The organism is Mesorhizobium sp. M7A.F.Ca.AU.001.01.1.1 (assembly GCF_004022735.1).
Lineage (GTDB): Bacteria > Pseudomonadota > Alphaproteobacteria > Rhizobiales > Rhizobiaceae > Mesorhizobium > Mesorhizobium ciceri.
In genome coordinates this window covers 1-4,440 of the sequence record NZ_RZPF01000566.1, presented here as the reverse complement: position 1 = coordinate 4,440, position 4,440 = coordinate 1, and the positions used below count along the sequence as shown (strand labels likewise).

Genomic DNA, 4,440 nt, shown 5'->3' with positions numbered 1-4,440 from the left:
CCGCGGCACCATTTCCGACCGCCGATGCCGAAGAGCATCAGCTTGCCGCCATCCGCCGGATGACGGTCGACGAGAGCTATGTCGCGCCCGACCAGGCCCTGGTTGCCGAAGCGCTGAAAACGGTGTGTACCATTTCGTTGCCGGCGCGCGCCTACAAACAGTTGCTGGCCGATCCGGCAGTGGCCGGGCTCAAGGAGTGGATCCCGGCGAATTTCGCCGGCCCCAACGGCAGCAAGGTGTTCGCGCGGCGTTCCGCCAAGACGCTTCGCGTCGGCATTTCCGGAGCATTCACCTATGCCGGCTTTCACGACGTCATTCTCGATCGCATCGACGATGTCGCCGCACAGGCGGCGCTCGATCGTGCCGTTTTCGCTGGCGGCTGCTCAGAGAACTCCGAAACCTCGGTCTCGGCGCTGTCCGAGGATATTCTGAAGCTCTACTATGACGACTATATCGCGCAATGGGACAGCTTCCTGCGCGACATGAGGCTCGCGCCATTGACCGATCTCATCGTCGCCAGTGAGAACCTCAAGGATCTTTCGAGCGCCGATTCCGCGCTGAAGCGCCTGCTGACGGCAGTGGTGCAAGAGACGGAGCTCACCCGTTCGGATGACGCGCCCGCCGGAGATGACAAGGCGGCAGCCAAAGGCGGCTCGAAACTGCTCGGCAAACTGGGCAAGCTTGGCAAGATAGTGAAAACAGGGGCAAAACTGTTGCCACGGGCGGGTTCGGCCAGCGAGGTGGACCTGACCGGCAATCTTGTGGCCGAACATTTCAAACCACTCAAGAGCACCATTGCCGAGGTCGATGGCCAGCCGCCGGCACTGGATGCCGCGGTCGTCGCGCTGACCGCGCTATCCAACGTGCTGCAGACGGTCACCGCGAACCCCAATCCGCAGGATGCTATCAAGAAGCAGGGCGGCCTTGCCGAACTGACGGGAGCGGTCGCCCGGCAGGCACAGATCCTGCCCGACCCTATCAGCAGTTGGCTGGGCGGGATTGCCGGCGACACCAGCAATTTGACTCAGAAGGCGGTCACTTCGGAGCTCAACGCCATCTGGCGGGCCGATATCCTGCCTTTCTGCCAGGCGGCGCTGAACGACCGCTATCCGTTCAGCGCCGAGAGCGCGGTGGACGTGAACGTACGGGATTTCGCCCGCCTCTTTGGGCCGGCCGGGCTGATCGACGGTTTCATCAACGACCATCTGATCAACTATGTCGACATGACCAGCCAGCCATGGAAATGGCGCGCCGATTTCGGCCTTGACGGTTCGGCCTTGGCGGCGTTCGAGCAGGCCAGGCACATCCGCGACGATCTATTTGCGGGCGGCAGCGGACCCGTGATGAGCTTCACGCTTGAACCGAAGGACCTGTCTCCCAACGTCACGCGCGTCACGCTCAATCTCGATGGCCAGAGCCTCGTCTACTACAACAACGCAACGCGGCCGCAACCCATGACATGGCCCGGCAAGGACGGCACGGGCGTCATCTCGCTCGCCTTCCAGCCGATCGACGGATCGCCTGAAATAATGCTCAACGAAACCGGCAGCTGGGCGTGGCTGAGGATGCTCCGCAGTGGCCGCTTCGCCAGCACTTCGCTGACCGACGTCTACAGCCTGCGTCTGGGCACGAAAGGCATGTACGCCGATTTCGAGCTCAGGGCCGCCAGCGTCGAAAATCCGTACAACCTCGAAATGTTCAAGAAGTTCACATGTCCGCCGCAGATATGAATGTGCCCGGTTTTTACGGAAAAATGCCCGCCACCGGCGATTTCGTGACGAGGCGGCTGCCGGGCGACTTTGTGCGCGCTTGGGACCGCTGGCTGGCGCAGCATCTCGTCCCGCTGATGGGCTCGAAAGCCTGGGACGAACGAATCCCACTACGTTTCATCTCAGGGCCTGCGGCATTCGGAAACGCGGCGGGGGTAATCTTGCCCTCGGCCGACCGGGTTGGACGGCGCTTTCCTCTTAGCATCGTCGCGATGATGTCCTCTGCGGACGAGACGATGACGCGTAGGGCCGACTGGTTCCGCGACATGGAAGCGCTTTGTTTTGAAACCCAGGAGACCGGGCTGACGCCGGACGCGCTCGACCAGGCGCTGCTGGTTTTTCCCTTCCCTGATCGCGACGAACGCGGGGAAGCGATCGACGGCATGGTCGTGTGGACCGCAACCTCCGACCTTTACGACGTCGATCCGGAGGAACCCACCAAAATCCTCGAATCTCTCCTTGCCGTCAGTGGGGAGATCTGTTGACCGATGTGGAATCTCTGGAACGAGACGCCATTTGCGGCCCAGGAAGCTTGGACCCGCGACGAACACGGCCACGAATGGTGGCTGATCGCGATCAAAGCATCGTTCGAACTTGACCTCGACGGTAAGCAGCAGCTTCTGAAGGATCAGGTTCCTGTTAATATGGCCCCTATCCACAGCGCTGACGCCCTGGAATTACTTGATGACGACGATCTCGTCATTGAAAAGAAGCACACCGATGTCCTTGTAGAAGGCCACGTATATGCGCCTGATCAGCGACCGAATATCGAGTCGATGGCGCGTATCAAGATAGGCAACGTGTTGGACAAGAGCGTGCGTGCGATTGGCGACCGTATTTTTATGCCGGGGCCGGTACTGGTGCGTATGAGCCGACCCGAGCCTTTCATTCGGATTCCGATTTCTTGGCGGAGAACTTTTGGCGGCACGGACACTCAGGCCTCCACGCCCGATTGGGACCGACGAAACCCCGTAGGAACCGGCTTCGCCGTCGATGCACGACATTTGATCGGCAGGACCGGCCCCAACTTCGAGTATCCTGACGCACCCTATCGCGATCACCAAAGCGGCCGGCCAGCAGGTTTCGGTCCAGTGGCGCGGCACTGGATGCCGCGCGCCAAACATGCGGGCACCTATGGCGATGAATGGCAAAAGAGGCGTGATCCGCTGCTGCCCTTGGATTTCAGCCGAACATACTACCAGTGCGCGCCGGAAGATCAGCAAACCAGGACGCCACTTGTCGGCTATGAAACCGTGCGGCTGGGCAATTTCACTGGCGACGGGTTTTTCCAGTTCGTACTGCCTCGTATCGGCTTCGACATACATACGGAGTTCAACAACCGACCCTCCCGGCAGCATGAGGAGCCGACGATCCATACGCTACGGATCAAACCAGACAAGCGTCAGTTCTCCATTACATGGATGACCACGCTGTATGTTCCTTATGACGAGGAGCGGCTGAAGAGCACCACCATAAGCCTACGTCGTCAGACTGTTTCGGCGGCCGCCACGCGCATGGGTATCTGGACGGAGGAATTCGTCGATGGCTAGAGACGACGCCATCGTCATCGTCGGCATCGGCGCGCGAACGCCGTTGGGATTCGACGCTGCTTCCAGTGCGGCCGCGGTTCGCGCTGGCATTTCCGCAATCCAACAACATCCCACGATGGTCGACCGCTTCGGCGAGCAAATGAAGGTCACCCGCGACATGGGTATTGACCTTCATATGCGGGGTCCCGATCGCGCTGTCGCAATCGCTTTCGATCCGGCCGTGCAGGCATTGCGGCCGATGCTTGGCGCCCTCGGAAACGCACCGGTGTCGTTAATCGTGGCGACAGGCGAACCCAGGCCTGGCCAGGATGGCGAATTCGCAGTCCAAGTGCATGCTCAACTTCGCAGTGGTCTGTCACAATACGCCGTGTTCCAGGGCGGCGGATCCATTGCTGGAGGCCATGCCGGCGGTATGATCGCCATGCTGCAAGCGTCAAAAAGCCTGCGCGAGGGCAGCGTAACGTTCTGCCTGGCTGGCGGCGTCGATACCTATCTGCAGACCGAGACACTCGTGTGGTTGGACGAAAATGAACAACTGCATTCAGAGGGCAACATCTATGGGTTCTGCCCTGGAGAGGCGGCGGGATTTTGCCTGATGACAACTCTGCGAACCGCCCGGAAATATGCTATCCCGCCACGGCTCCAACTGATCGGCATCGAAGGCGCGCACGAGGAAAAACGCATCCGAACCGAGACCGTCGTTCTTGGCGAAGGACTTGGTGCTGCGTTCCGTAACTTGTTCGAAAAGGCCGTAACAGATCCAGTCGATCGGATAATCTGCGACATGAACGGCGAACGCTATCGAGCCAACGAGTACGGCTTCGCAACCATCCGCAATCCCGGTCGGTTCAGGGATGCGGCCGATTTCGAGACCCCTGCCGATTGCTGGGGCGATGTGGGTGCGGCGAGCGGACCTTTGTTTGTCAGCCTTGTGGCGGAAGCCGAAGCCCGCAATTATCAGACCGGACCCCTGTCCCTGATCTGGACCAGTTCCGAGAACGGCGTTCGCGCAGCCGCACTACTCGGCGGCAGGCGAAAGGCTGCCTGATGCCGACGCATATCACCGTCAATGGCCTCGGCTTAACCCACAAATCGTCCACCGGATTCTCCAAGGCGACAAT

4 protein-coding genes are annotated in these 4,440 nt (G+C 60.4%); all 4 read left to right on the top strand.

The window, feature by feature from the left end:
• The coding region (gene tssM / locus EN884_RS27165; protein ID WP_128360836.1) for a type VI secretion system membrane subunit TssM at positions 1–1,730 on the top strand (1,730 nt) is incomplete at its 5' end.
• Positions 1,712–2,254 carry a type VI secretion system-associated protein TagF gene (tagF, locus tag EN884_RS27160; protein WP_024504484.1) on the top strand — a complete coding sequence of 181 codons (543 nt, stop codon included), beginning with the start codon at positions 1,712–1,714 and terminating at the stop codon, positions 2,252–2,254. The genes tssM and tagF, both read left to right, overlap by 19 nt.
• A 3-nt stretch (positions 2,255–2,257) precedes the next feature.
• Positions 2,258–3,319: a DUF2169 domain-containing protein gene (locus EN884_RS27155; protein ID WP_063170596.1), complete on the top strand. Its 1,062-nt coding sequence runs from the start codon at positions 2,258–2,260 to the stop codon at positions 3,317–3,319.
• Positions 3,312–4,367: a beta-ketoacyl synthase N-terminal-like domain-containing protein gene (locus EN884_RS27150; protein ID WP_013525296.1), complete on the top strand. Its 1,056-nt coding sequence runs from the start codon at positions 3,312–3,314 to the stop codon at positions 4,365–4,367. Before EN884_RS27155 ends, EN884_RS27150 begins: the two co-directional genes overlap by 8 nt.
• Positions 4,368–4,440 lie beyond the last annotated feature (73 nt).

Coding starts and splice junctions, on each gene's coding strand:
- tagF (WP_024504484.1), top strand. CDS start 1,712: ATGTCCGCCGCAGATATGAATGTGCCCGGTTTTTACGGAAAAATGCCC.
- EN884_RS27155 (WP_063170596.1), top strand. CDS start 2,258: ATGTGGAATCTCTGGAACGAGACGCCATTTGCGGCCCAGGAAGCTTGG.
- EN884_RS27150 (WP_013525296.1), top strand. CDS start 3,312: ATGGCTAGAGACGACGCCATCGTCATCGTCGGCATCGGCGCGCGAACG.